Annotated in this window: 25 protein-coding genes; 10 read left to right on the top strand and 15 right to left on the bottom strand. The window is 66.0% G+C overall.

The annotated features are described in order from the left end of the window. The first annotated feature begins 103 nt into the window (after window positions 1-103). The 4 genes from KW832_RS23390 (at window position 104) to KW832_RS23375 (ending at window position 3936) form a co-directional block, all read left to right on the top strand. Entirely contained in the window at window positions 104-1090 is a 987-nt protein-coding gene (locus KW832_RS23390) for a DnaJ C-terminal domain-containing protein (RefSeq protein WP_218301655.1), read from the top strand. Beyond that, a complete protein-coding gene (locus tag KW832_RS23385) occupies window positions 1087-1413 on the top strand; it encodes a MerR family transcriptional regulator (protein ID WP_218301654.1) in 327 nt (108 codons plus the stop codon). The genes KW832_RS23390 and KW832_RS23385 overlap by 4 nt, the downstream gene beginning before the upstream one ends. A 155-nt stretch (window positions 1414-1568) precedes the next feature. Further along, window positions 1569-2621 carry a diguanylate cyclase gene (locus tag KW832_RS23380; protein ID WP_218301653.1) on the top strand — a complete coding sequence of 351 codons (1053 nt, stop codon included), beginning with the start codon at window positions 1569-1571 and terminating at the stop codon, window positions 2619-2621. Between the two features lie 184 nt (window positions 2622-2805). After that, window positions 2806-3936 (top strand): diguanylate cyclase, encoded by a 1131-nt coding sequence (locus KW832_RS23375; protein ID WP_218301652.1) that lies wholly within the window; start codon window positions 2806-2808, stop codon window positions 3934-3936. Window positions 3937-4080: 144 nt separating this feature from the next. On the opposite strand, the gene KW832_RS23370 is transcribed toward KW832_RS23375, so the two are convergent. The 3 genes from KW832_RS23370 to KW832_RS23360 form a co-directional block, all read right to left on the bottom strand. Next, window positions 4081-4875, bottom strand: coding sequence for an ATP-binding protein (locus tag KW832_RS23370; protein ID WP_218301651.1), 795 nt, complete (start codon window positions 4873-4875; stop codon window positions 4081-4083). Beyond that, the gene (gene glmU / locus KW832_RS23365) at window positions 4872-6302 is read right to left on the bottom strand and encodes a bifunctional UDP-N-acetylglucosamine diphosphorylase/glucosamine-1-phosphate N-acetyltransferase GlmU (RefSeq protein ID WP_218301650.1); all 1431 of its coding nucleotides are present in this window, start codon (window positions 6300-6302) and stop codon (window positions 4872-4874) included. Before glmU ends, KW832_RS23370 begins: the two co-directional genes overlap by 4 nt. A 168-nt stretch (window positions 6303-6470) precedes the next feature. Continuing rightward, the gene (locus KW832_RS23360) at window positions 6471-7226 is read right to left on the bottom strand and encodes a Crp/Fnr family transcriptional regulator (protein WP_121421217.1); all 756 of its coding nucleotides are present in this window, start codon (window positions 7224-7226) and stop codon (window positions 6471-6473) included. A gap of 126 nt (window positions 7227-7352) precedes the next feature. Between KW832_RS23360 and KW832_RS23355 the strand changes: the two genes are divergently transcribed. Further along, window positions 7353-7751 carry a BLUF domain-containing protein gene (locus tag KW832_RS23355; protein WP_121508511.1) on the top strand — a complete coding sequence of 133 codons (399 nt, stop codon included), beginning with the start codon at window positions 7353-7355 and terminating at the stop codon, window positions 7749-7751. Between the two features lie 37 nt (window positions 7752-7788). Here the strand turns inward: KW832_RS23355 and fabF are convergent, their stop codons facing one another. After that, on the bottom strand, window positions 7789-9063 hold the full coding sequence (gene fabF / locus KW832_RS23350) for a beta-ketoacyl-ACP synthase II (protein ID WP_218301780.1): 1275 nt from the start codon (window positions 9061-9063) through the stop codon (window positions 7789-7791). Window positions 9064-9293: 230 nt separating this feature from the next. Here fabF and KW832_RS23345 point away from each other — a divergent pair, with 230 nt between their 5' ends. Further along, a complete protein-coding gene (locus tag KW832_RS23345; protein ID WP_176887083.1) occupies window positions 9294-9902 on the top strand; it encodes a TetR/AcrR family transcriptional regulator in 609 nt (202 codons plus the stop codon). Between the two features lie 125 nt (window positions 9903-10027). Here the strand turns inward: KW832_RS23345 and KW832_RS23340 are convergent, their stop codons facing one another. Both KW832_RS23340 and KW832_RS23335 read right to left on the bottom strand, forming a co-directional pair. Continuing rightward, window positions 10028-10405, bottom strand: coding sequence for a DUF2917 domain-containing protein (locus KW832_RS23340; RefSeq protein ID WP_218301649.1), 378 nt, complete (start codon window positions 10403-10405; stop codon window positions 10028-10030). A gap of 105 nt (window positions 10406-10510) precedes the next feature. After that, window positions 10511-11050 carry a DUF2917 domain-containing protein gene (locus KW832_RS23335; protein ID WP_218301648.1) on the bottom strand — a complete coding sequence of 180 codons (540 nt, stop codon included), beginning with the start codon at window positions 11048-11050 and terminating at the stop codon, window positions 10511-10513. 131 nt (window positions 11051-11181) lie between these two features. On the opposite strand from KW832_RS23335, the gene KW832_RS23330 reads away from it, so the two are divergent. Further along, window positions 11182-12183 carry a LysR substrate-binding domain-containing protein gene (locus KW832_RS23330; RefSeq protein ID WP_121421221.1) on the top strand — a complete coding sequence of 334 codons (1002 nt, stop codon included), beginning with the start codon at window positions 11182-11184 and terminating at the stop codon, window positions 12181-12183. Window positions 12184-12278: 95 nt separating this feature from the next. On the opposite strand, the gene tyrS is transcribed toward KW832_RS23330, so the two are convergent. Further along, on the bottom strand, window positions 12279-13511 hold the full coding sequence (gene tyrS, locus KW832_RS23325; protein ID WP_218301647.1) for a tyrosine--tRNA ligase: 1233 nt from the start codon (window positions 13509-13511) through the stop codon (window positions 12279-12281). 205 nt (window positions 13512-13716) lie between these two features. On the opposite strand from tyrS, the gene KW832_RS23320 reads away from it, so the two are divergent. Next, window positions 13717-15078, top strand: a complete 1362-nt coding sequence (locus KW832_RS23320) for a M23 family metallopeptidase (protein ID WP_121421223.1) — start codon at window positions 13717-13719, stop codon at window positions 15076-15078. A gap of 198 nt (window positions 15079-15276) precedes the next feature. Then, complete coding sequence (locus tag KW832_RS23315; RefSeq protein ID WP_370628780.1) at window positions 15277-16392, top strand: anhydro-N-acetylmuramic acid kinase; 1116 nt, start codon at window positions 15277-15279, stop codon at window positions 16390-16392. Window positions 16393-16480: 88 nt separating this feature from the next. Here the strand turns inward: KW832_RS23315 and erpA are convergent, their stop codons facing one another. The 6 genes from erpA to KW832_RS23285 form a co-directional block, all read right to left on the bottom strand. Beyond that, complete coding sequence (erpA, locus tag KW832_RS23310; RefSeq protein ID WP_008907234.1) at window positions 16481-16846, bottom strand: iron-sulfur cluster insertion protein ErpA; 366 nt, start codon at window positions 16844-16846, stop codon at window positions 16481-16483. 60 nt (window positions 16847-16906) lie between these two features. Further along, a complete protein-coding gene (locus KW832_RS23305) occupies window positions 16907-17305 on the bottom strand; it encodes a polymer-forming cytoskeletal protein (RefSeq protein ID WP_055394679.1) in 399 nt (132 codons plus the stop codon). A gap of 206 nt (window positions 17306-17511) precedes the next feature. Continuing rightward, window positions 17512-18222 carry a DUF6776 family protein gene (locus KW832_RS23300; RefSeq protein WP_055394671.1) on the bottom strand — a complete coding sequence of 237 codons (711 nt, stop codon included), beginning with the start codon at window positions 18220-18222 and terminating at the stop codon, window positions 17512-17514. Window positions 18223-18386: 164 nt separating this feature from the next. Further along, on the bottom strand, window positions 18387-18779 hold the full coding sequence (gene rpsI, locus KW832_RS23295; RefSeq protein ID WP_005798582.1) for a 30S ribosomal protein S9: 393 nt from the start codon (window positions 18777-18779) through the stop codon (window positions 18387-18389). An 11-nt stretch (window positions 18780-18790) separates the two neighbouring features. After that, a complete protein-coding gene (rplM, locus tag KW832_RS23290; RefSeq protein ID WP_008907237.1) occupies window positions 18791-19222 on the bottom strand; it encodes a 50S ribosomal protein L13 in 432 nt (143 codons plus the stop codon). Window positions 19223-19416: 194 nt separating this feature from the next. Further along, the gene (locus KW832_RS23285; protein WP_218301646.1) at window positions 19417-21366 is read right to left on the bottom strand and encodes a serine/threonine-protein kinase; all 1950 of its coding nucleotides are present in this window, start codon (window positions 21364-21366) and stop codon (window positions 19417-19419) included. Between the two features lie 311 nt (window positions 21367-21677). Here KW832_RS23285 and KW832_RS23280 point away from each other — a divergent pair, with 311 nt between their 5' ends. Then, a complete protein-coding gene (locus tag KW832_RS23280) occupies window positions 21678-22565 on the top strand; it encodes a 23S rRNA (adenine(2030)-N(6))-methyltransferase RlmJ (RefSeq protein WP_218301645.1) in 888 nt (295 codons plus the stop codon). A gap of 48 nt (window positions 22566-22613) precedes the next feature. Here the strand turns inward: KW832_RS23280 and KW832_RS23275 are convergent, their stop codons facing one another. Together KW832_RS23275 and KW832_RS23270 are read right to left on the bottom strand one after the other, a co-directional pair. Further along, window positions 22614-23189: a septal ring lytic transglycosylase RlpA family protein gene (locus KW832_RS23275; protein WP_228896090.1), complete on the bottom strand. Its 576-nt coding sequence runs from the start codon at window positions 23187-23189 to the stop codon at window positions 22614-22616. Next, window positions 23155-23772 carry a hypothetical protein gene (locus KW832_RS23270; protein ID WP_218301644.1) on the bottom strand — a complete coding sequence of 206 codons (618 nt, stop codon included), beginning with the start codon at window positions 23770-23772 and terminating at the stop codon, window positions 23155-23157. Before KW832_RS23270 ends, KW832_RS23275 begins: the two co-directional genes overlap by 35 nt.

Genomic DNA, 23772 nt, shown 5'->3' with positions numbered 1-23772 from the left:
TTATAGCAAATGATTGACAGCCCCTTTGCATGCGGTTGTCCCAGTCCTCTTGCCTTCCCGCCGCATCGGCATAGAGTGGTTGGACACACAGGAGCCACGCCGCATGGAGTTCAAGGACTACTACCAGACGCTGGGGGTCAGCCCCACCGCCACGGCCGACGAGATCAAGAAGGCCTATCGCCAGCTGGCGCGCAAATACCACCCCGACGTGAGCAAGGAGCCCGACGCCGTGGCGCGCATGACGGCGGTGAACGAGGCCAACGCCGTGCTCTCCGACCCGGAAAAACGCGCCGCCTACGACCGCCTTGCGCAAGAACCGCGCATGCAGCCGGGGCAGGACTTCCGCCCGCCCCCGCACTGGGATGCGGGGTTCGAGTTTTCGGACGGCGCGGGTGGTCCGGGTGGCGCTCCAGGCGACTACAGCGACTTCTTTGAACAGCTGTTTGGCCGTGCCGCCCGGGCGCGTGGCGCCGGGCGCAGCGAACACACCAGCGGAAGACCGCCCCCCACCCAGCGCGGCGCAGACCACCACGCCCGCATCGAGCTGGACCTGGCCGACGCCTACCAGGGCGCCGAACGCACCCTCACGCTGCAAAGCGCGCACCAGGCCGATGACGGATCGCTGGTGCGCGACGAGCGCCACCTGGCCGTCAAGATCCCGCAGGGCGTGCGCGAAGGCCAGCTCATCCGCCTGGCTGGCCAGGGCAGCCCGGGCTGGGGTGGCGCACCGGCGGGCGATTTGTTTCTGGAGGTGCTGTTCAAGCCTGACCCGCGCTGGCGCGCCGAGGGCCGCGATGTCTACCAGCCGCTGGTAGTGGCACCGTGGGAGGCAGCCCTGGGCGCCTCGGTCGAGGTGGGCACGCCGGGCGGCTCGGTCATCGAGGTGGCGGTGCCCGCAGGCTGGAAGGCGGGGCGCAAGCTGCGCCTCAAAGGCCGGGGCATCCCGGGCACACCACCGGGCGACCTTTATCTGGAACTGCACATGGCCCTGCCACCGGCCACCACCGATGCCGAACGCGCTGCGTACGCCGCGCTGGCCCAGGCCTTTCCCCACTACAACCCGCGCGCTGCGCAAGGAGCCCAGCCATGAGCGCCCACTCCCCCACGCCCCCCGCAGAACTGCTCGACGATGGCAGCGCCGCCCTCACGCTGGACGCCCTGGCCCGCGCCTGTCGCATGGATGCCGACTGGGTGGTCGCGCGGCTGCAAGAGGGGCTGCTGCAGGCTGGCACCGAAGGCGAAGGCGACCGCTCGGCCTTGCGCTTCAGCGGGGCCACCGTAGTGCGCGCCCGGCGCATTGCCCACCTGGAACTCACCTTCGACGCCGATCCGCACCTGGCCGCGCTCACGGCCGACCTGATCGAGGAAGTCACCGCCCTGCGCCAGCAACTGCGGCACCTGAAAGGCCGTTGAACGCAGCAGAGCACGACGGAACACTGGGGGGCCACGCCGCAGCACCTGGTCATTTCATGCTGGCATCGCCCCACAGGGGCATGTAAGCTCCCCCCAGCCCCTTCGCGAGCCCGCCCCCCCAGAGCGCAGCACGAGCGGCATCACCCTATCCATCCATGCCCACACCCCGCCGCCAGATGCCCCGCCGCATCTACCCCCTGCGCATTCTGGGCATGGGGCTCGGAGGCATGGTGGTGGGCGTGGTGCTGTGGGAGCGCCACGCCAGCGTCACCGCCTGGCTGGCCATGGTGCTGCCTGCTTTTGTGTGGCCCCATGTGGCCTACCTGATCACACGGCACAGCGCCGACCCCTACCGCGCCGAAACCCGCAACCTGCTCATTGACTCCGCCCTGGCCGCCAGTTTTGTGCCGTTGATGCACTTCAACCTGCTGCCCAGCGTGTTGCTGCTGACACTGACCATGGTGGACAAGATCACCACCGGCATCCGTGGGCTGTGGGCGCGTGCGCTGCCTGCCATGCTGGTCGGGGGGCTGGCGGGCGCGGCGCTGGCCGGCCTGCACTGGGCGCCGGAAACCTCCATGCGTGTCATGGTTGCCTGCCTGCCGGTGATGGCGCTGCACACGCTGTCGGTCAGCATGGTCAGCTACCAGCTCATCCGCCAGTCGGCACGGCACAACCAGATGCTGGACGAACTGCGGCGCGTGGATGCGCTCACGGGCCTGTTCGGGCGCGGCCACTGGCAAGAGCAGGCCGAGGCGGCCCTGCGCCGCCACCACGCCAGCAACGAGCCCGCCTGCATGCTGATGCTAGACATTGACCATTTCAAGGAAATCAACGACGCCCATGGCCACACCGTGGGTGACGAGGTGATCCGCGCGCTGGCCCATGTGGTGCGCGGCAACGTGCGCGCGGGCGACTGCGCGGGGCGCTACGGCGGCGATGAATTTGCCATCGTGCTGCCGGGCATGCTCGCCAAGGACGCGCTGGCCATTGCCCACCGCATCCGCGAGCAAACCGAAGGCGTGCGCCTGCGCAGCCTGCCCGGCGTGCGCATCACCAGCAGCATTGGCGTAGCCCCCGCCGACCACCGCCACAGCAACCTGCGCGCCTGGATCGACGCCGCCGACGCCGCGCTGTATGCCGCCAAAAACGGTGGGCGCAACCGCGTGGCGGGGTGCATGGAGCCAGCGCTGGCGCCTGCGGTGTAGCAGTCCGCCCCCTGCCCCTTGCGAGGACGACCTTGCAAACCCATCTACCCACGATCAAGCCACGGTCTGTGGCGCCCCACCCCTTTGCGACACCCTGGGTGACACCTATGGGTTAGGCTGCAGCGTGCAAGAACCTGTTCAAAGAGCATGCTTCAGCGCAATGCATCCAGTGCCCCTCGCCACCATGACCCCAGCGATCGATCCGCAGCCTGCACCTTCCGGCCACCACGGCGGCACAGACTCTGTGTCGGAGCGGCTGACCTACCGCCGCATCTACCCGTTGCGCATGCTGGGCATGGGCCTGGGTGCCGTGTTGCTGGGCAGTGTTCTGCACGACAACCAGTCTCCGGCGTGGATGTGGTGGTTGCTGGGGGTCACCGCGCTGGTCTGGCCCCAGCTGGCCTACCTGCTGGCCCGGCACAGCGCCGATCCCTACCGGGCCGAAGTGCGCAATCTGCTGATCGACTCGGCCATCGCTGGCATGTGGGTGCCGCTGCTGCACTTCAACTTGCTGCCCTGCGTGGTGATGGCCCTCATCACCACCTACGACAAGTTCAGCACTGGCATCAAACGCCTGTGGCTGCACTCCCTGCCCGGCATGGCGGGCATGTGCCTGCTGATGACCTTGCTGCTGCGGCCCGAGCCGCGCCTGGAAAGCTCGCTGCTGGTGGTGGTGTGCACCCTGCCCCTGCTCATCGTGCATGGGTTGGCGGTCAGCACGTCCAGCTACCGGCTGATCCGCACGGTGGCGCGGCAAAACCGCGAACTGGAGAGTCTGCGCCGCACCGACGCCCAGACCGGCCTGGTGGCCCGCAGCCACTGGCAGGACCAAGCCAAGCTCAGCCTGGAGCGGTTTCACGCCAGCGGCAGCCCCGCCTGCCTGCTGATGATCGACATCGACCACTTCAAGTCCATCAACGACCTGCACGGCCACACCGTGGGGGACGAAGTGATCCACGCCGTGGGCCAGGTGATCCTGGACTGCGTGCGCGCACACGACCACGCAGGCCGCTACGGCGGGGACGAATTTGCGGTGGTGCTCAGCGGCACCCGCGCAGCCGATGCGCTGGCCATCGCCGAACGCATTCGCAGCCGCATCGCGGCCCTGCACCTGCGCGACCAGCCTGATTTGCACCTCACCAGCAGCATCGGCCTGGCACAAGCCGCGCCCCACCAGGCGGGCCTGCGCGAGTGGATCAACGACGCCGACGCCGCCCTGTACCGCGCCAAACACGCCGGGCGCAACCAGGTGGCAGACCATGAAGCGCAGACATCCCACGCGGCACCACCTGCGCCGGTGGTGCAGACCCATTGAACACGGAGGGGGTTTGCTGCACCTGCTGAGCCCGGGGCGCCGACAACGCCGCGGGGCCCAGGAATCAGCATAAAAATTGCCGCTAGCGCTTACCCACCAAGCGTAAAAAGCTATATTTTTAATAGCAAATCATCAAATCCTTGCTCACCCCGGCCAGCACACCCGCACCGTGCAGCCACCGCCCGGCACCGCCGTGGCACTGATCTGCGCGCCATGGCGCTGCGCCACCGCGCGGCACAGCGCCAGCCCCGCGCCCACGCCGTCAAACTCCGTCTCGCGGTGCAGGCGCTGGAACACGCCGAACAAGCCGCCCGCGCGCGCGGGGTCAAAGCCCACGCCGTTGTCTTGCACCGTAAAAGCCACCTGGCCTGCGGGTGCCGCGTCGGCCAACACCGTGATGCAGGGCTGGGCCACCGGGCGCGTGAACTTCAGGGCATTGCCCAGCAGCTGCACCAGCAGCTCCTGCAGCAGCGTGGGGTCGGCCAACAGCGTGGGCAAATCGGCGCCCACACACCATTCCACCACGCGCCCGGCCTCCGCCGAGGTCAGTGTGGCGCGCGCCTGGGTAATGGCATCAGTCAGCGGCACGGGCTGCAGGCGCAGCGGCGCGCGGCTGGCGCGCACCAGGGTTTGCAGGCCGTCGATCATCAGCCCCATGCGCCGGGCAGACTGGTCCATCGTGGCCAGAAAACCCAGCGCCTCCTGCACCTCGGCGCCGTGCAGCACCTCGGGTGGCAGGTCGCCCAGCACCTCGCGCACCAGCGTGCCGTACGACGTCACGTGCCGCAGCGGCGCGCGCAGGTCGTGCGACACGGCACGCAAGAACTCCTCTTGCGCAACGGCCATGTCGGCCACCTGCTGCTGACTGCGGGCCAGCGCGGCGCGCAATCCCTGCAATTGCTGCAGCTCGTCCCCGGCGCTGGCGTCTGGTTCGTTCATGGCTTGGGTTGTTTGGCGGGGCGAGCCCAGTTCGCAATGCTGATTTGCTTGCCCCGCGCCACACTCAGCGCGCCGGGCGCCGTGCTCTTGGTGATGGTGCTGCCACCACCCACCGTGCCGCCCGCACCAATGGTCACCGGCGCCACCAGCACGCAGTTGCTGCCCACATGCACATCGGCCTCGATCACCGTGCGGTGCTTGTTGGCGCCGTCGTAGTTGGCGGTGATGCTGCCTGCGCCGTAGTTCACGCGCTCGCCCACCGTGGCGTCGCCCAGGTAGGCCAGGTGGTTGGCCTTGGCGCCGTCGGCCATCGTCGAGTTCTTCACTTCCACAAAGTTGCCAATGTGCACTTCGCGGCCAAGCTGTGCACCAGGGCGCAGGCGGGCAAACGGGCCGATCAGCGCGCCCTCGCCCACGGTGGCGCCCAGCTTTTCGCCGTCGATGTGGGTGTAGGGGTGGATCACCGCGCCCGCCGCGATGCGTGCGTTGGCAATGCAGCAGTTCGCGCCAATGCTCACGCCCTCGCCCAGCTCCACACGGCCGGTGAAGACGCAGTTCACGTCGATCTCCACGTCCTGCCCGCAGACCAACTCGCCACGCACGCCGGTGCGGGTGTCGTCGCGCAGGTCAAAGCGGGCCGGGTCGGCCAGGCGCACGCCCTGCTCCATCAGCGCCCGCGCCTGGCGCAGCTGGTGGGCACGCTCCAGCTCGGCCAGTTGCAGCGGGCTGTTGACGCCTGCCACCTGCAGAGCGTCGGTGATGCGGTGGGCCACCACGGGCACACCATCGGCCACGGCTATGGCGACGATGTCGGTCAGGTAGTACTCGCCCTGCGCGTTGTTGTTGGTCAGCCGCGCCAGCCAGGGCGTGAGCACCCGCGCGGGCACGGCCATGATGCCGCTGTAGACCTCGGTGATGGCGCGCTGGGCGTCGCTCGCGTCCTTGTGCTCGACGATGCCTTGCACGGCGCCATCGGCATTGCGCACGATGCGGCCGTAGCCGGTAGGGTCGGGCAGGGTCACCGTCAGCAGGGCCAGCTTGCCACCTTCGCTGGCAGCCACCAGGGCGCGCAGGGTGTCGGCCTGGGTCAGCGGCACATCGCCCGAGAGGACAACTGCCGTGCCATCGTCGCGCAAATGCGGCACGGCCTGCTGCACCGCGTGGCCGGTGCCCAGCTGGGGTTCCTGGCGCACGAATTTGAGGTCAAAAGAGGCGCCAGCGCTTGCTGCACCTGCGGTAGCCGCTTCTACTTCTGTAGCGCCGTGGCCGGTGATGATGATGGCACTGCGGGCCTGCAGGTGCGCAGCCTGGTCCAGCACATGGTGCAGCAGCGGGCGGCCGGCAAGGCGCTGCAGGACCTTGGGCAGGCGGCTTTTCATGCGCGTGCCTTTGCCGGCCGCCATGATGAGGATGTCGAGTGAGGTCATGAAAGAGGAGATGGGTGGGCGCTGCAAAAGCCCGGCGCGCGGGCATGGCGTGGATTATCGGCTGCAGCCCGCTGGGCGCAAAAAGCTATTAAAACAATAGCTATTCACGCTTATCTATCAAGCGCTAGAGGCAATTTCTCTCAGATTTCTGCCGCAGCAGACAGCGTTTTACAGCAACGGCATTAGCCGGGGCGGCGTGTCGTAGTACTCGGCGATGCGCGCAAGAGCCCGGGTGTTGAGCAGGCGCAAGCGGCCGTTCTTCAGCTCGTGCAGGCCCAGCAGCGACAGGCGCCGCAGCGTCTTGTTGGTGTGCACCAGCGACAGCCCCAGGGCGTCGGCAATGTGTTGCTGGTTGAGCGGGAACGCCACTGTGCCGTCCTCCACCAGCCCGATGCGGTCAAGCCGCCGGTACAGGTGCATGAGCAGCATGGCCACGCGCTCGGTGGCGTTGCGGCGGCCGGCGGTAAGCAGGTTGTCGTCCACATGGCCTTCTTCGTGCGCCGACAGCCAGGTGATGTCGTAGCCCAGGCGCGGGTGCTCGCGAAACAGCGCCCACAAGCTGTCGTTCTGGAACACACACAGCGAACAATCGGTCAGCGCCTCGATGCCATGGGTGGAGACATCGCCAAACTCCTGCTGCAGGCCCACCAGGTCGCCAGGCAGCAAAAAATTGAGGATCTGGCGGCGCCCGTCGCTCATGGTCTTGTAGCGAAAGGCCCAGCCCGAATACAGCGTGAACAGCTTGGCGTTGGTCTGGTTTTCGCGTACCAGCGCGCCGCCTGCTTCCACGGCCAGGCTGTCGGTGCGAAAGCCTTCAATGAAGTCCAGCACCTCGGGCTTCACGGCGGTGAAGGCGCCGGTCTTGCGCAATCTGCAATCGTGGCACGTTGGGGGGCAGACATGGGCGGGCAGGGTGGCGTTCATGGTGGCGCAATTCTCATCGATTCACATTTGGCGACAGCACCACAACGCGCCGGGTGGCGCAGCAGTTACATCTATGTCTTTTGACATTGTGCAACCGCCGTGTGCCCCCTACATTGGGCCTCACTTATGAACGTATCCCCCGCCCTTTACGAGGTCCTCTACGTGAGCACCCTCGCCCCCGAGCAACCGCTGAGCGTGGTCGCCGAGATTGCCGGGCGAGCGCGCCAGGTCAACGCGGAGCTGGACGTGACGGGATTGCTGATTTTTGACGGCCAGCGTTTTTGCCAGCAGCTCGAAGGTCCGCAGAAGGCGGTGCTCAAACTCATCGAACGCATCCGCAACGACCCCCGCCATGTCAACGTCGAGGTGCTACACCACGGCCCGCTGGCGGGCCGGCGTTTTCAGCACTTCAGTCTGGCATTCAGCACCGTGGAAGACGAGGATGCACTCGCCCGCATGGAGAAATTGGATGGGGAAGCAGCCCTGGCCGCCTTCGAAGCCGTGCGGGGCGAACTCGTTCACTGAGATCGCTCCCCCCACAGCACGGGGCAGGCACCAGACATCAAGCGGCGACGGGCCAGCGCCGCAGGACCAGCGTGGCGTTCACGCCGCCAAAACCAAACCCGTTGAGCATGGCGTGGGAGAGCGCCATGGGCCGGGGCCGCAGCGCTACCAGGTCCAGCCCCTCGGCCAACGCATCGGGCGTGTGCAGGTTCAGCGTGCCCGGCACCACCTGGTCGCGCAGCGCCAACGTGGTGAAGATGGCGGCCACCGCGCCCGCCGCCCCCAGCAGATGGCCTGTGGCCGACTTGGTGGAACTGATGGCCACCTGTGACCCCGCGCCAAACACACGGCGAATGGCCGCCAGCTCGCCCCGGTCACCCACGCCGGTGGACGTGGCGTGGGCGTTCAGATGCTGCACGTCCTGCGCCGTGAGGCCTGCCTGCGCCAGCGCTGCCAGCATGCTGCGCGCTGCGCCGTCACCGTCTTCGGGGCCGGAGGTGATGTGGTACGCGTCGGCCGACGTGCCGTAGCCCACCAGCTCGGCCAGCGGCGTGGCGCCGCGCGCGAGGGCATGGTCCAGCGCCTCGATCACCAGCATGCCCGCGCCCTCGCCCATCACAAAGCCGTCGCGCTGCGCATCGAAGGGGCGCGATGCCTGCTCGGGGGTGTCATTGAACGCCGTGCCGAGCGCCTTGGCCGCTGCAAAGCCGCCCAGGCTCACGCGGTCAATGGCCGCCTCGCTACCGCCGCACAGGGCCACATCGGCCTCGCCGCTGCGGATCAGGCGCGCGGCATCGCCAATCGCCTGCACGCTGGCGGCGCAGGCGGTGACCGGCGCCCCCAGCGGCCCCTTGAGGCCATGGCGAATCGACACCTGCCCTGCCGCCAGATTGACGAGGAAGGAGGGCACCGTGAACGGCGACAGGCGCTGCGGGCCGCGCGTGTCGGTGGTGCGCACCGCCTCGGCAATCGCGCCAAAGCCGCCAATGCCCGAAGCGATCACCGTGGCCGTGCGCTCGCGCGCATGCTCATCGGCAGGCGGCCAGCCGGCCTGCGCCAGCGCCTGCTGCGCCGCGCCCAGCGCAAAGGGGATGAAGCGGTCCATCTTGCGCTGGTCCTTGGACGAGACGATGGCGTCCACATCCCAGCCGCCTTCGGGGTCTTGCGCCACATCCGGCACCTGCCCCGCCACCTTGGCGGCAATGCCGTCCGTGACCGCGTCCGGCAGGCGTGAGAGGCCCGAGCGCCCGGCCAGCAGGCGCTGCCAGACCAGTTCCACGCCGCAGCCCAGCGGCGACACCAGGCCCATGCCCGTGACCACAACGCGCCGCATCAGGCCACCGCCTTGTCGCAGCACAAACCACTCCACACCTCGGCACCACGGCCGCCAGGGATCATTTTTTTCATGCATTCACCTCATCAGACAAATTAGGCGCAGCACCAAGAACCGGTTCTGGGACGCTGCAGCGACGCGCGGAAAGGGCCCGCGCCTTTATGATTGCAACCATCATCATAAAGGCACAACCGCTTTTTGCGTACGCTCGCAATCAATAAGAGGCTCCCATGAAGGTTTCCAAAGCACAGGCCGCAGAGAACCGGCAGGGCATCCTGGATGCAGCCTCCCGCTTGTACCGCGAGCGGGGGCTGACCGGCGTGGGCGTGGCCGACATCACGCGCGATGCCGGGCTCACCCATGGCGGGCTGTACCGGCATTTCGCCTCCAAGGACGCGCTGGTGCAGGAGGCGTGTGCGAGAGCATTCGACTGGTCCATCGCCCCGCTAGACGGCGCCACCCCGAACACCACCATCGGCGAGCGCATAAAGAGCTACCTCTCGCCCCAGCACCGCGATTCGCCGGGCTCGGGCTGCCCGGCCGCCGCGCTGGCGGTGGACGCTGCGCGGGCGGGCGGCGAGCTATCCGAAGTGTTTGCTCAGGGCATTGAGCGCAATATCGAGCGTTTTGCGCAGTTGCTGGCAGACAGCAGTGCCGGGGCGGGCAGCGCCCCCATACCGCCACAAGACCGAGCGCGCGCCATGCAAGTCCTGGCCACGATGGTCGGCGGGCTGGTGCTGGCCCGAGCCACCGCTGCGGCGCAGCCCGCGTTGTCGGATGAACTGCTGACGACGCTGCAGACCCAGCTGATCGGGCTGTTGGGGGAAGACCCGCGCTGACGGCCTGGTGCTTGTTCCGTTCGCTATCAAAAAAAGAGCTGCTACCGCTTGATGGACAAGCGCTAGCAGCTCTTTCGACTCTAACCCCACACCCCAGCCGAGGCGACCGAGCGCCTCAGATCAGGTCAGGCGCAGCAGGCATCGCCCCAGGCGGGAGCCCCGTTGCCAACGGACGCACGGCGCCACCAGGATGCGGGGCGGGCACTGGCGGCATCGCCATCCACCCAGCGGTACTGCAGACGGCGGCCGTTCAGCGGCTCGACCACCACAGACTGGCCCGCAGCCACGGGCAGCGACTGCCCAGCGCACAGGAACACGTCGCTGCTGTCGCCCAGCCCCTGTCCGAGGGTGACCCAGGCTTGGCCTTCCGCAATGCGCAGGACCATCGCGGCCTTGGGGGCCAGGGTGACGGCAGCCCCTGCAGCCACGGTGCCGGTGCTACCGGCGGCGGCGGCCACAGCGCGCGAAGATGCAAACAGATGAAGAGCGTGAGAGGTTGTCATGGTGTTCTCCGGGTAAACCCTAATAAGACCGTATGGTGCGCGGCTTGCAGAACAACGTCCAATGAAAAGCACGGCACCTATTGATGCTTTTCCTGCATATACGCTTCAAGCTGGCTTGCGCTGTAGCGGTGCTGCTATCCGATGCAGAGCAAACCGGGCCAGACCGGCGGCAAACCGGCCGCCTGCGCCCGTCACATCGGCCAGCGCCGCACCCAGGGCGCGCCCGCCTTGCCCCAGTGCCTGCACCAGGTCGCGCAGCGGCTGCACCACGCCACATTCCCAGTCGCGGGCGGCCAGGCTGGCGGGCTGCGCCGTGGCGGGTGCCACCACGCTGTCCCAACGGAAAGCCACGGCCTCAGCGTTGCCCCGGGGGTTCCAGGCTTCCATCACCACATGCTGGCCCGGCGCAATGGTCAATTGCTCCCCAGCCCGCAGCACATGATCGGCCGCCGCCCCCGGCAAATCTGCCAAAGACCCGCTCAGGGTGAGCCAGACCTGCCCCTGCGCAATCTGCAATACACCATGGGTGTGCGGGCGCAGCGACAAGGCCCGGCCTGTGGCCAGTTTCCAGCAACCGGCCGCACGACGGCCAGCCAGGGCGGCGTGGACGGATTGTTGCGATTCCAGAACGTTGCGGGGGGACATGACAGGCTCCTTGGCTTCAGTAAAACGTGTTGAGGAGCCTGAATGGTGCGCCTTCCACCATACACAGTCCAATGAAAACGCGGTACGCTATTCATTCCGTCAACGCATGAATCGTCTTCAGGACACCTGCCATGGCCTCTGCCGAATATTCCCCCGCTGTTCTGCGCACCCGCCCCGTGGCCACCGGGCACTGGCGCGCCTTTCTCGCGGTGGCCAAACACCTGAACTTCCGCGCCGCCGCCGACGAACTGGCGCTCACCCAGTCGGCCGTAAGCCGCCAGATCCAGGCGCTGGAGGAAGAAGTGGGCGTGCCCCTGTTTCTGCGCCACACCCGCGCGGTGGAGCTGACCAGCGCGGGCGCGCAGCTGCAGCGCGCGGTGGGCCCGGCGCTGGAGCGCATGGACGCCGCCGTGCGCCTGGTGCGCCAGACGGCCGGGCGACGCAGTGTGGCCATCACCACCTGGGCCAGCTTTGCATCGATGTGGCTGATCCCGCGCATGGAGGAGTTCCAGCGCGACAACCCGGGCATCGACATACGCATTGATGCGAGCGACGTGCAGGTCGATCTGGAAACCTCGGACGTGGACCTGGCCCTGCGCTACGCCATGCCCGCCGGCGCCACGCAAGGCGGCATCCGCCTGTTTGGCGAGCAACTGGCCGTGGTGGCCAGCCCTTGGCTGCTCAAGAGCGGCAAACCGCTGCGCACGCCGGCCGACGTGGCGCAGTTCACCCTGATCGAGGCAGGCGACGCCCACCGCACGCACTACCTGGAGTACCTGAGCTGGCGCCGCTGGTTCGACACGCGCGACCTGACCAAGCTGCAACCCCAGCGTTGGCTGTACTTCAACTACGCCCACCAGATCGTGCAGGCCGCGCTGGCCGGCCAGGGCCTGGCACTGGCGCGCATGCCGCTGATTGCCGATGCGCTGGCCGCTGGCGACCTGGTGGAGGTGCTGCCCGGCCACCGCATCGACTCGCCGCTGGCCTATTGGCTCATGGTGGGGCCACGCAGCGCGCAGCGGCCGGAGATCAAGGCCTTCTGCGCCTGGCTGCAGGTGCAGGCCGAGGCCACCCGCCAGGCAATTGGCGATGTGCCCGACCCGGATTTGAACGACAACCTGGACGGGGCCTGATGAAGAAAGCGCTGGGCCTTGCGGCTTCAGCGCTTCTATTTTGATAGCTGCCAGCGCTTATTCGACAAGCGCTGCCGGCCAATCTGACTTAAAAATCAGGACAAAGTCACTCTTGCGAACTTGCGCTTGCCCACCTGCACCACGTAGGTGCCCGCAGCCAGCTTCAAGCCCTTGTCGCTGACCACGCTGCCATCCACACGCACGCCGCCGCCGTCGATCAGGCGGTTGGCCTCGCTGCCCGAGGGCGCCAGGTTGGCCTGCTTGAGCAAGGCACCGATGCCCAGCGGCGCACCGGAGAGCGCCACCTCGGGAATGTCTTCGGGCACGCCGCCCTTGCTGCGGTTGATGAAGTCCTGTTCGGCCGCATCGGCCGCCGCCGCGCTGTGGAAGCGCGTGGTGATCTCCTTGGCCAGCATCACCTTGGCATCCTTGGGGTTGCGCCCGCCCTCCACCTCGGCCTTGAGTGCGGCGATCTCAGCCAGGCTCTTGAACGACAGCAGCGTGTACCAGTCCCACATCAGGGTGTCGCTGATGGACAGCACCTTGGCGAACATGGTGTTGGCGTCTTCGGTGATGCCGATGTAGTTGTTCTTGGACTTGGACATCTTGTCCACGCCATCGAGCCCCACCAGCAGCGGCATGGTGAGCACACACTGCGGCTCCTGGCCGTATTCCTGCTGCAGATGGCGGCCCATGAGCAGGTTGAACTTCTGGTCCGTGCCGCCCAACTCCAGGTCGCTCTTGAGCGCCACCGAGTCGTAGCCCTGCATCAGCGGGTACAGGAACTCGTGCACCGCAATGGACTGGCCGGTGGTGAAGCGCTTGTGGAAGTCGTCGCGCTCCATCATGCGCGCCACGGTGTAGCGCGAGGCGAGCTGGATCATTCCGCTCGCGCCCAGGGGTTCGCTCCACTCGCTGTTGTAGCGAATCTCGGTCTTGGCCGGGTCCAGCACCATGCTGGCCTGCTTGTAATAGGTCTCGGCGTTCACCTTGATCTGCTCGGGCGTGAGCGGCGGGCGCGTGCTGTTGCGGCCCGAGGGGTCGCCGATCAGGCTGGTGAAGTCCCCGATCAGGAAAATCACCTGGTGGCCCAGATCTTGCAATTGCCGCATCTTGTTCAGCACCACCGTGTGGCCGATGTGGATGTCGGGAGCCGTGGGATCGAGCCCGAGTTTGATGCGCAGCGGCTGGCCTGTGGCCTCCGAGCGCGCCAGCTTCTTGACCCATTCGTCCTGCGGCAGCAGCTCTTGCACGCCACGCAGGGAGATTTCGAGGGCCTGTCTTACACCATCAGAGACCGGGGTTGTTGTAACAGCAGATTGATTCATAAGGGTTTTTTGGGATGTCTAGACAGCATGCACCGCTATACTTCAGCCCACATTGCTTGAGGCGGATTCTAGTGGGACCGCTGTTTCGACCTGTTTTTGACCATTCTGTCGAACGGCTGCAGCCTGACAGTCTGTGCTCCATGCCTTGCCCCGCGCCAGCACCGGGGAAGTGTCACGGATTCACTCTCACCCTGGGGATAGACCATTGATTCACGGCTTGACCACCGCCAGCTCGGCTTTGCTTGACCGGCTGTCCCGCACGATCCAACAACATCCCAAACGCATCACCGCCGCCGTCGCAGCCATCCTGCTGACGGGTGGTGGCGGCGCATTCGCTGTGGCGTCCTTTGCGCCGGACCCGGCCGAGCTGCCGGTGCGCATGGTGAGCTACCCCGTTGAATCGCTGGCAGAAAACCTCGTGCTGGGCGAGCTGGAAGCCCCGGGCTTTTCGCTGTTCCGCTCCGAACAGGTGCGCAGCAGCGACACCCCCGAGTCGCTGCTGCAGCGCATGGGCGTTGCCGACCCGGCCGCCGCTGCATTCATGCGTGGTGACACTCCTGTGCGACAAAATGTGCTGGGCCGCACCGGCCGCATCGTGTCGGCAGAAACCACTGACGACCACCGCCTGATTCGTCTGACCGTGCGCTGGGTGCCCGATGACAGCGGCAACTTCCGCCGCCTGATCGTCGAGCGCACGGGCGACAACAAGTTTGCGACGCGCATCGAAACCGCCAAGATGACGACCAACAGTCGGTTGGCGGGCGGCATCATCCACAGCTCGCTGTTTGCCGCCACCGATGCGTCCAACATCCCCGACGCCGTGGCCGTGCAGATGGCCGAGCTGTTCTCGGGCAACATCGACTTTCGCCGCTCCCTGCGCAAGGGCGACCGCTTCTCGGTGGTGTACGAAACGCTGGAAGCCGATGGCGAGCCCCTGTCCAGTGGCCGCGTTCTGAGCGCCGAGTTCGTGAATAACGGCAAGACCCATGAGGCCGTCTGGTTCCAGGAACCCGGTGCCGCCAAGGGCGCCTACTACACGCTGGACGGCGAAAGCATGCGCCGCGCGTACCTCACATCCCCGGTGGAGTTCTCGCGCGTGACCAGCGGCTTCAAGATGCGCCTGCACCCCATCCTGAAGACTTGGCGCGCCCACCTGGGCACCGACTTCGCCGCGCCCACCGGCACTGCAGTGCGCACCGTGGGCGATGGCGTGGTGGAGTTTGCAGGCGTGCAGAACGGTTTTGGCAATGTGGTCTTCGTCAAGCACCGCAACCAGCACGTCACCGTGTATGCCCACCTGAGCCGCATCGACGTGCGCCAGGGACAGTCGGTCGAACAAGGCCAGACCCTGGGCGCCGTGGGCGCCACAGGCTGGGCCACCGGCCCGCACCTGCACTTTGAGTTCCGCGTCAACGGCGTACACCAGGATCCGCAGACCATCGTGGCCCAGAGCGAGGCCGCAGCGCCAGTCTCAGCGGCTTCGCGCCCTGCGTTTGACCGCCTGGCTGCCAACATGCGCATCCAGCTGTCGGCCGCTGCACGGATCGAACAAGCCAGCGCAGAGTGAAGTGAAGCCCCCCCTGAGTCGCTTCGCGCCTTCCCCCCACGGGGGGACGCCGCCAGCGCACGCAAGCGAAGCGCCGCATACGCGGCGCGGCGGCCCTTGCGCGGCAGCCACAGGCCTCGGCCGCGCCGCTTGCCTGGGCTTTGAGGCCCCTGGACCTGAGGCTCTTTCGTCCACGCCTTCACAGTCCACACGGCTCCTGTGAGTGCATCCGAGCTGTACATCGGCCTGATGTCGGGCACCTCGCTCGATGGCATCGACGGGGTGCTGGCCGATTTTTCCGACTCGCACTGCGTGGTCACCCACCATGCCAGCGCACCCTTCGCGCCCGAACTGCGAGCCGAACTGATGGCCCTCAACACTTCGGGCACTGACGAATTGCACCGCGCCGCGCTGGCAGGCAACGCCCTGTCGCGGGCCTACGCGCAGATTGTGCAAACGCTGCTCAAGCGCAGCGGGCAGCCAGCATCCTCCATCCGCGCCATCGGCGCCCACGGGCAGACGGTGCGCCACCGTCCCCAGGAATTTGATGGCACGGGCTACACCCTGCAGCTGGGCAACCCAGCCCTGCTGGCGGAGCGCACCGGCATCACCGTGGTGGCCGATTTCCGCAGCCGCGATGTAGCGGCAGGTGGACAGGGTGCACCCCTGGTGCCAGCGTTTCACCAGGGGGTTTTTGGCCGCGCGGGTGAGACCGTGCTGGTGCTCAACATCGGCGGCATCTCCAACCTCAGCGTGCTGGGCGCCGACGGCAGTGTGCTGGGCTTTGACTGCGGCCCCGGCAACGCGCTGATGGACTACTGGTGCCAACGGCACACCGGCCAGGCTTTCGACGCAGGAGGCGCGTGGGCTGCCAGCGGAAAGGTGCTGCCGGAATTGCTGGCATCGCTGCTGGACGAACCCTTTTTGCACAAGCCACCCCCCAAGAGCACGGGGCGCGATCTGTTCAACCCCGCATGGCTCGCACACCACTTGGCGCCGTTCGCACAGGCAAACCCTGCCGACGTACAGGCGACCCTGACCGAATACACCGCCCGCGCATGTGCAATAAGCGCAAACAGCTACAAAAAAAATAGCAAAACGATGGCAATGTGCGGCGGTGGCGCACTCAATGCCTACTTGATGGCACGGCTGCAGGCAGCCTGCCCTGGCGTGCAGGTCACCGCCACCGATACCCTGGGCTTGCCCGCATTGCAGGTGGAGGCGGCGGCCTTTGCCTGGCTGGCACGGCAGGCGCTGCACGGACGGCCCGGCAACCTGGCCAGTGTGACCGGCGCTGCGGGAGCCCGTGTGCTGGGCGCTGTTTACCCAGCCTGAAAAAACAAAAGCCGCCCATGCGGGCGGCTACGTGGTCAGAGGTCAGGTACAGAGCGGTGTGTACCACCTGACCCCTACCCTCTCCGTGTCAGGCAGAGAAGCTGGAGCCACAGCCGCAGGTCGTCGTGGCATTGGGGTTCTTGATAACGAACTGAGCCCCTTGCAGGTCTTCCTTGTAGTCGATCTCGGCGCCGACGAGGTATTGGTAGCTCATGGCATCGATCAACAGCGACACACCGTTCTTCGTCATGGTGGTGTCATCTTCATTGGTGATTTCATCAAAGGTGAAGCCGTACTGAAAACCCGAGCAACCGCCACCTTGCACAAAAACGCGCAGTTTCAGGTCAGGGTTGCCCTCTTCGGCAATCAGGTCCGCCACCTTGGCCGCCGCGCTGTCCGTAAACAGGATGGGGGCAGGCATTTCGGTCTGGATGTTTTCGGCAACAGCGCTCATGGGGTACTCCGGGTTCAAAGTTTGCGGTGAATAGTACTGCAGTCTTCTCGGGAATTCAGTTCACTGCCCGTTTGACGCTAACTTCAGTGGGGGCTTTTCCTCCACCAGCACAGCCACCGGGCACATCTGCCCGGCAATCACGGCGCCCTGGTGCATCTCCAGCGCCTTGTAGTGCACATTGCCGGTGATCTTGGCCTTGGGCTGCAGCTCCAGCAGTTCGGCAGCGTGCACAGGCCCCACCACCTGGCCATTGACGATCACATGGTCGGCATGCACAGCCCCCTCCACGCGCGCCGTCTCGGAAATCACCAGGATGCTGGGCTGCTCCGAACCCGCACGGATGTCCCCCACCACCTCGCCATCAATGCGCATGCCTTCGGCAAAGTGCACATCTCCCTCGATCCGGGTGCCCTGGGCGATCAGGCTTTTGATCGGTGGCTGCTTCTTGCGGGAAAACATGGGTGAAAACTCCTCAATGCGCATGCTCCAACCCGGAGCATGCAAACGGAAAACGACGGGGCAGAAAGCCCACGGAAAACGGCTACGGCGCGAAGCCCCGCACACATCACCCCTGCCTGCCACAACGACCGGCGCAGGGCTGCATGGGGCCTTGCAGCAGGCTGGATGAGGCTCCCCGGAGGGGCCTTCCCAACCCTGCCGCCGGACTAGTCGATGGTCATCGCCTGCACGGCGCGAACCGCAGAGCCCTCCAGCACGCGTGCGGTCACGGTTTTTACCACGGCGCTGGGGGGCAGATCGAGCACACCCTCAATGCGCCGGTACTGCTTGACCTGCAGCGGCTGTCCCTGGGCTGGCTGGGTCTGGGTCCAGGGCTTGCCATCCTGGGTGCCCGTCAGCACCAGTTCCAGCCGGCCATTGAATTCGGGGGCATTGCGCGTCGCCTGGATCACCAGGACCTGCCAGCGCAGCTGCATTCCCCCCAGCACCTCGGCCTGCAGACTACGGATCGCCAGCCCTTCGGCCTTTGCGGCGGGAATCAGCTTTTCAAAGAACCCCAGGTCTTCGCGCAGCGTGCGGTTGTCGGTCTCCAGCTGCCGAACCTGCGCCATCAGGCTTTCCTTGGCAGCCCGCTCGGCCACCAGAAGACTCTCCGCCGTATGGGCTACCGTCTGTTGCTCTTGCCCCTCAGCCCGCAGGCGATCCACTTCCGCCCGCAATTGCAGGAGTTCGTCACGGGAGACGGTATCCAGCCCTGCGATGGACTTTCCAAACTCAAAGGCCCAGAGGGCTACTGCCGCACAGAAACCAAAAACCACGGCCAGGGCCAGCCAGCGAAGGGGCCAGGGCAAGGCACTGCGGATGGCCACCCTCGGGGCGCTGATCGTCAGTCGGCGGCGCAGAAGGCGAAGGCGCATGGTGAGAAGGGGTGAAACATCAGGATGGCTCGGAGAAAAGAGCGCACCTTAAACGAAAAAACCGCCCGAAGGCGGTTTTTTGTTCTGTAAAGCAGTCCGAGGAAAGCTTCGCAGGGAGAAGGATGCCAGCCCAAAAGCCGCCATCCCTCCAGAGCCCAACCAGCTTAACGCTTGGAGAACTGCTTGGCGCGGCGTGCGGAATGCAGACCGACCTTCTTACGCTCGACTTCACGGGCATCACGCGTCACGAAGCCAGCTTGGCTCAGGACGGGCTTGAGGGATGCGTCGTAGTCGATCAAAGCACGGGTGATACCGTGGCGGGCAGCGCCAGCCTGGCCGGATTCACCACCACCGTGCACGTTGATCTGGATGTCGAAGGTTTCGACATGGTTGGTCAACGCCAGGGGTTGCTTGGCAATCATGATCGAGGTTTCGCGGCCGAAGTAGGACTGGATGTCCTTGCCGTTCACCGTGATCTTGCCGGAGCCTTTTTTCAGAAACACGCGGGCGACGCTGGACTTGCGACGGCCGGTGCCATTGTTCCATTCACCAATCATCTCAAGGCTCCTTAGATTTCCAGCACTTTGGGCTGCTGGGCGGTGTGGGGATGCTCAGCACCACCGTACACCTTGAGTTTCTTGATCATCGCGTAGCCAAGGGGGCCCTTGGGCAGCATGCCCTTGACAGCCTTTTCCAGCGCGCGGCCGGGGTGCTTGGCTTGCATGTCGCGGAAGTTCGTGGCCGTGATACCGCCGGGGTAACCCGAGTGGCGGTAGTACACCTTGTCCAGGGACTTGGTGCCGGTGACCTTGAGCTGGGCGGCGTTGATGATGACGATGAAGTCACCGGTATCGACGTGAGGCGTGTAAATGGCCTTGTGTTTGCCGCGCAAACGGAGAGCAACTTCGCTGGCTACTCGTCCGAGGACCTTGTCGGTCGCGTCAATCACAAACCACTCGTGCACAACCTCAGCGGGCTTTGCGCTGAAAGTAGTAGTCATGAGTTTTCTCTTCAAAAGAGGGTTTGGCGGGTCCTTTTCCACGGTCGGTGCTTCTCTGAAGGAAGCCTCTTAGGTGGCGTAAAGTCTTCGCCGCGGGACCACAAAAGCGCTGCGAAGCCCGCGATTATACGAATTTGCAGGCCTGTGGCGCAAGCCCGTAGCCGGAAAGCAGCCCACGGCCCCCTCGCCCACGGCTAATTGGGGGTCTGCCGGCGGCGCTGCTCGTCGGCTTCGTAGCGGCGGCGGTTCTCCACGCAGATGGGCTGGTTGGCCTGGGATGGCTTCTGGCATTCCTGGTGGATGCACATGGGGCGTGCGAGGAAATTGGCATCTGCACAGGCCTCTTGCGGGTTGGGCACACGCGGTGGTGGCGGGCGGGGCTTGGGCTCGGCCACCACGGGGGGCGGTGGCGGGGGCGGCTCCTCATGCACCACGATCGGGGTCGGAGCCGGCTCAGGGGCGGCCCGTCGCGCACGAGTGGGGGCGCGCGGAGCAGCAGCAGGGACAAGTGCTGGCGCAGGCATGGATGCAGCAGCCACCGTATCGCTCGCAGCGCCGTCCACAGCAGCAGAGGCCGCTGCGGCCGGGTCCTGCAGCGCCGTCTCCATCACTGCAGGCGGCGGCGCTGCGGGCGGCTCTGCCATCTCGGTGATGATGTCGTCCTGCGGCGCCTTGCTGCTCTGGGCCCAGCGCAGGCCGGCGGCAGAAACCACCACGGCCACCACAGCCACCCCGAGCCACACCAGAACCGGCGAGCGCCGCGTGGTTTTCACCGCCTTGCCGTGGGGGCGGGCGATCTCCCGCTCCAATGGCTGTGGCCGATGGTCGGACGCATGGCGGGTGGTGTTCCCCGGCTTGTGGCCGCCCGCGGGATCGTCGTAGCGGGAGTCATCGACCACCACCGTGTCTCCTGCGTCGATGAAGACCGTGTCACCCGCATCGGCAGCCACAGTGTCCGGGCCGCCCAGCATCACGGTGTCTCCGCCAACATTCGCTTCGCCCGCGGGAGTGGCACGCCCTCCGGCATCGTGGGCCACTCCGTTCCCGGTGGCGCGTTGCGCCTGGGCGTGCATCTCTGCCACGATGCTGGGTGCTGAGGTCACATCCACCGTGGGCGTTACCAAGCCCGGGCCCGGCTGATCGGCAGGCTCCACCCAGATATCCCCCAGGTCGTTCCGGAAGTCGAAGTGCTCGCTCCCCTCCGGCGCGGACGTCATCTCCATGAGCTGCAGGAACGCGTCGATGCTCTGCGGCCGGTCCTCCGGCTTGAGCGCCAGCGACTGCGCGATCGCCGCCACGAAAGGCGCGGAATACTCCACACCAAACTGGCGCTTGACGGTTCTGGCCACGCGGGAGAACGACACCATGCGATCGCGGATGGAGCGCAACGTGGCAGGCAGCGGCGTGTCGTTGCACAAGCAGCCATGCACCACCGCAGCCAGGGAATACAGGTCGCTCCACGGGCCCTGGCGCAAATCCTCGTCGCCATCGGAATATTGCTCTATGGGCGCGTAGTTGACCTTGAGGACGGCGGTGTGTTTGCGGTCCTGGTCGTTGATCGCGTGCCGGGCAGCGCCCAGGTCGAGCAGCACCGGGGGGCCGATGTCCTGCAGAAAAATGTTGTCGGGCGAAATATCCCGATGCAGGGTCTTACCGTCATGGAGCACCCGCAGGGCACCCAGCACTGACCACAGCACCTTGCGCAGCCAGATCTCGGGCGGCGGGGTGCGCATCTGGGCACGGGCCTGCTTGAAGGTCATGCCGCTGTAGAGGGGCATGACCATGTAGGCGGTGTTGTTCGCCTCCCAGAAGCGGAACACCTTGACCAGCGAAGGGTGGTCAAACTGCGCCAGCAGGCGCGCCTCACCCACAAAAGAGGCCAGCCCGGCCTGGAACGTTTGCTGGTCCGACGAGGATCTCACCCAGAGCGACTGGCCCTGCGCACGCCCCGCCAGCGCCGAAGGCATGTATTCCTTGATCGCCACGGCCCGGTGCAGGGAGTGGTCAAAGGCTTTGTAGACCATGCCAAACCCGCCAACCCCCAGGAGCGCAAGGATCTCGAACTCAGCGAGGCGGGTGCCTGGCGGCAGCGCATCCACATGGCTGACACCGCTGGCTGGGGCTTGGCTGGAACTTGCGATCATGGTGAAAAGGGTGTGGCGTGCGGGCTTGTTTCGACAGAGATTGTGGGTGAACGGGTGCCAACACCGCTCCAAACGCAATCATGAAGCATGCCAGCACGCGCTACAGAAACAAAAGGCTTCCCGTCTGCCAAAAAAGTTACACACCCTGGTCAGAGATACGCCGATTGTGCCGCGCCATGGTTCCTGGCCGCCCCAAGCCCATGACAAATTCGCATGGAACCATGAACCGGCGTCTGGTGCCCGCCACCCAGTGCAGCCACCCCTCGACCCGGCCCAGTGAGGCGACAGGGCGCACTCGTTACCATAGAGCCATGTTCAGTTATCGCCACGCCTTCCACGCAGGCAACCATGCCGATGTGCTCAAGCACACGGTCTTGATCGCCGCCTTGCAACACCTTACCGAGAAAGACGCGGCCCTCACCGTGCTGGACACGCATGCGGGCGCGGGCCTCTACCGGCTCGATGGCGACTACGCCAGCACCAGCGGCGAAGCTGCAGACGGCATCGTCCGCCTGTTTGCCCCCACGGCCCCAACCCTCACGCCGGCCCTGCAGGCCTATGTGGACATGGTCCGTGCCTTCAACCAGGGCAACACGCTGCGGGTTTACCCAGGCTCCCCGTTCATCACCCAGCGCCTGTTGCGCGACCACGACAAACTCAAGCTCTTTGAGCTGCATCCCACCGACCTGCGCGCTCTGGCGGGCAACGTGGCCCAGCTCGAAGCAGGCCGCCAGGTGGCCGTGCTGCACGAAGACGGGTTCGAAGGGATCAGGAAATTCCTGCCTCCACCGGCCCGCCGCGCTTTGGTACTGTGCGATCCCAGCTATGAAATCAAGAGCGACTATGCCAAGGTGCTCGATATGGCGGCGGATTCGCTCAAGCGCTTTGCCACCGGCACGTACGCATTTTGGTACCCCATCATCCCGCGCCCCGAGGCGCACGACCTGCCTCGCCGTCTCAAGACCCTGGCCACCAAGGCAGGCAAAAGCTGGCTGCATGCCACGCTGACCGTCAAGAACAGCAAGCTCACCGAAAACGCTGCTGGCGACGTCAAGCGCCCAGGCTTGCCAGCCAGTGGCATGTTTCTGATCAACCCGCCCTTCACCCTGAAGGCCGCGCTCAAAACCGCACTGCCACAAATGGTGGAATTGCTGGCCCAGGACAAACACGCCACGCACACCCTGGAATCAGGCGGCTGATGCGTCCAAGTGGCGGGTCGTTCTTACGGCCCATCCGCCCCCACGTCCTCACTCTTCAGGGCAGGTCGATTCTCCATTGGCCACAGGAAACACCTCCACCGGCTTGAGCCCCAGACCGTGCAGCCCCAGGGCAATGGCTGCAGCGCGGCTCAAGTCCACGATCCGGCCCCGCGCATGGGGCCCCCGGTCATTCACGCGCACCACAACCCCTCGGCCCGTGATCTGACTGCGCACACAGATGAATGTGCCAAAGGCCAGGGTGGGGTGCGCAGCGGTCATTGCGTGCATGTCAAACCGCTCACCACTGGCTGTCTTGCGCCGGTGAAACCCAGGCCCGTACCAGGACGCGAGTCCGGTCTCTGGCGCCACCTCGTACCGGCCAGACTCCCCCGAAGGCGCAGCCCATGGAGCGTCAATGGGCTCACCAAGAGGTTGCACCTCCTCATCCAGCAGCCCCGCCTCGGCCAACGCGGCATCCACGGCATTCGGGGTGGAGGGCTCTGCCGTGTTACCGGCCCCCTCTGCCTGCGCAGCAGGCAACCACGCACAGTAGGCCGCAACCAGCAGGGGCAGCAGCCGCAGGTGGGCGCTAGCGCTTGCAGCGCTCCAGAAATGCTTCCTCAAACCGTCGCAGATCGTTTTTCTCTCCATCCGTCAAATCCGTTCTGGCGCGTTTGTTGGTAAGAATGCGGCGAGACTCGGCGCATTGCTGGGCGTGCCGCTCCTGCTGCTCCCTGGAAGCCTGTGCTGCAACCTGGGCAGACTTTTCGTCTTCCCGGCGCTGCTTGTCGCGGTGGCGGCGCTCCGCCGAAAGCCGTGAGTACGCATCCTGCTCCTCCTCCCGGCAATCGCGCCGGTATTCGCGCCGCATTCCTTCCACCACATCGGCCTTGATGCCCCGGCCATACGCTCCCCGGATGTTTTCATCCAGGGCCCGGCAGCGCGCGCTCAGATACTGATGGTGGTCTGGGGTTTCGGGCGATGACCGCACCGGCGAATAGCTGTCATAACGTGGCGATGAATATTGCGCCGGGGCAGGCCCCGCCACAGCGGCTGTGGTGCGGGCACCGTCAGGACATGGCCGCGACAGGACGAAGGTGTTCCCGCTATCGTCCCGGCAGTGGTAGCGGGTCTGCGCCTGAACGCCCGATATGCCCAACACCCACACACACAGCGCACACCATACCGCCACCCCAGCTCGTTCCAT

It is taken from the genome of Acidovorax sp. sif0632, assembly GCF_019218805.1.
Lineage (GTDB): Bacteria > Pseudomonadota > Gammaproteobacteria > Burkholderiales > Burkholderiaceae_C > Acidovorax > Acidovorax facilis.
This window is presented reverse-complemented; position numbering and strand designations above follow the sequence as displayed.

Bases quoted from the DNA above. Each gene is read 5' to 3' on its own strand.
- KW832_RS23270 (WP_218301644.1), bottom strand. From the start codon at position 23,772: ATGGAACGAGCTGGGGTGGCGGTATGGTGTGCGCTGTGTGTGTGGGTG.
- KW832_RS23305 (WP_055394679.1), bottom strand. From the start codon at position 17,305: ATGTTTTCCCGCAAGAAGCAGCCACCGATCAAAAGCCTGATCGCCCAG.
- KW832_RS23385 (WP_218301654.1), top strand. From the start codon at position 1,087: ATGAGCGCCCACTCCCCCACGCCCCCCGCAGAACTGCTCGACGATGGC.
- KW832_RS23285 (WP_218301646.1), bottom strand. From the start codon at position 21,366: ATGATCGCAAGTTCCAGCCAAGCCCCAGCCAGCGGTGTCAGCCATGTG.
- KW832_RS23375 (WP_218301652.1), top strand. From the start codon at position 2,806: ATGACCCCAGCGATCGATCCGCAGCCTGCACCTTCCGGCCACCACGGC.
- rpsI (WP_005798582.1), bottom strand. From the start codon at position 18,779: ATGATTGGTGAATGGAACAATGGCACCGGCCGTCGCAAGTCCAGCGTC.
- fabF (WP_218301780.1), bottom strand. From the start codon at position 9,063: ATGCGGCGCGTTGTGGTCACGGGCATGGGCCTGGTGTCGCCGCTGGGC.
- tyrS (WP_218301647.1), bottom strand. From the start codon at position 13,511: ATGAATCAATCTGCTGTTACAACAACCCCGGTCTCTGATGGTGTAAGA.
- KW832_RS23335 (WP_218301648.1), bottom strand. From the start codon at position 11,050: ATGTCCCCCCGCAACGTTCTGGAATCGCAACAATCCGTCCACGCCGCC.
- KW832_RS23355 (WP_121508511.1), top strand. From the start codon at position 7,353: ATGAACGTATCCCCCGCCCTTTACGAGGTCCTCTACGTGAGCACCCTC.
- KW832_RS23380 (WP_218301653.1), top strand. From the start codon at position 1,569: ATGCCCACACCCCGCCGCCAGATGCCCCGCCGCATCTACCCCCTGCGC.
- KW832_RS23390 (WP_218301655.1), top strand. From the start codon at position 104: ATGGAGTTCAAGGACTACTACCAGACGCTGGGGGTCAGCCCCACCGCC.
- rplM (WP_008907237.1), bottom strand. From the start codon at position 19,222: ATGACTACTACTTTCAGCGCAAAGCCCGCTGAGGTTGTGCACGAGTGG.
- KW832_RS23360 (WP_121421217.1), bottom strand. From the start codon at position 7,226: ATGAACGCCACCCTGCCCGCCCATGTCTGCCCCCCAACGTGCCACGAT.
- KW832_RS23370 (WP_218301651.1), bottom strand. From the start codon at position 4,875: ATGAACGAACCAGACGCCAGCGCCGGGGACGAGCTGCAGCAATTGCAG.
- erpA (WP_008907234.1), bottom strand. From the start codon at position 16,846: ATGAGCGCTGTTGCCGAAAACATCCAGACCGAAATGCCTGCCCCCATC.
- KW832_RS23340 (WP_218301649.1), bottom strand. From the start codon at position 10,405: ATGACAACCTCTCACGCTCTTCATCTGTTTGCATCTTCGCGCGCTGTG.
- KW832_RS23280 (WP_218301645.1), top strand. From the start codon at position 21,678: ATGTTCAGTTATCGCCACGCCTTCCACGCAGGCAACCATGCCGATGTG.
- KW832_RS23345 (WP_176887083.1), top strand. From the start codon at position 9,294: ATGAAGGTTTCCAAAGCACAGGCCGCAGAGAACCGGCAGGGCATCCTG.
- KW832_RS23330 (WP_121421221.1), top strand. From the start codon at position 11,182: ATGGCCTCTGCCGAATATTCCCCCGCTGTTCTGCGCACCCGCCCCGTG.
- glmU (WP_218301650.1), bottom strand. From the start codon at position 6,302: ATGACCTCACTCGACATCCTCATCATGGCGGCCGGCAAAGGCACGCGC.
- KW832_RS23300 (WP_055394671.1), bottom strand. From the start codon at position 18,222: ATGCGCCTTCGCCTTCTGCGCCGCCGACTGACGATCAGCGCCCCGAGG.